Below are 1053 nucleotides of genomic sequence, written 5' to 3'. Positions count from 1 at the left end.
CTAAGGCGTGTTTCAAAAGGTGTGGTTGCCGGTGAAGGTCACGGCGTGGCGGTGATCGATAACTGAAGAGGTCTCCGGTAGATGGTTCAGCGACCAAGCTAGAACTTCATACCGGAGACCTCGTGGCCACCATAGCGGTGACGAGGCGGCACGACCTCACCGACGCGCAATGGCAGCGGCTCGCTGCGCTGCTTCCTGCCGTGTCGGGCAACGGCCGTCCGCCGAAGTGGGAGAAACGGCAGCTCATCGACGGGATACGGTGGCGGATCCGGATCGGCGCCCCGTGGCGCGATGTCCCGACCGCGTACGGACCTTGGCAGACGGTCTATGGCCTGTTCCGTCGCTGGCAGCGCGACGGGACCTGGGACAAGATCCTGTCCGCGTCGCAGGCAGCCGGTGACGCGCAGGGCCGGATCACCTGGACGGTCAGCGTGGACTCCATGACAAGCCGCGCCCACCAGCACGCCGCCGGCGCCCGCAAAGACGGGCATCTGCAGAAGGAGCCACCCGGCGGTGTACACGACGAGCCCGCCGATCACGCGCTGGGTCGCTCTCGCGGCGGCCTGACCACCAAAACCCATCTGGCCTGTGAACAGGGCCAAAAGGTCCTGTCGATGGTCGTGACTGCCGGGCACCGTGGTGACAGCCCGCAGTTGATCCCGGTCCTGCGCCGTATCCGCGTGACCCGTCTGGGTGTGTGCCGGCCCCGAACGTGCCCCGACCTGGTCCTTGCCGACAAGGCCTACACCAGCCGCGGCAACCGCGGCTACCTGCGCTCACGGGGGATCAAGGCGTGCATCCCGAGCAAGAAGGACCAGGACGCCCATCGCAAGGCCAAAGGCTCCAAAGGCGGCCGCCCACCCGCCTTCGACAAGGACCTCTACCGGCTACGCCATGCCGTCGAGAACGGCATCGCGCGGCTCAAACGCCACCGCGGCGTCGCCACCCGCTACGACAAGCTGGCCGTCCGGTTCCAAGCCGTCCTGACCATCGTCATCATCACAGAGTGGCTCTGACCGGCTTATGAAACACGCCTTAGCTTGATCTTTAACC

1 protein-coding gene is annotated in these 1053 nt (G+C 66.0%); it reads left to right on the top strand.

Annotation, left to right across the window (positions count from 1 at the left end; genetic code table 11):
• Positions 1–122 precede the first annotated feature (122 nt).
• Positions 123–1016: an IS5 family transposase gene (locus AB0I41_RS35260; RefSeq protein ID WP_357115852.1), complete on the top strand. Its 894-nt coding sequence runs from the start codon at positions 123–125 to the stop codon at positions 1014–1016.
• The last annotated feature ends 37 nt before the right edge of the window (positions 1017–1053 follow it).

The sequence above is a fragment of the Micromonospora sp. NPDC050200 genome (assembly GCF_040656135.1).
Lineage (GTDB): Bacteria > Actinomycetota > Actinomycetes > Mycobacteriales > Micromonosporaceae > Micromonospora.
Note: the sequence above shows the minus strand (reverse complement) of the source record. Positions and strands in the feature narration are given on the sequence as shown.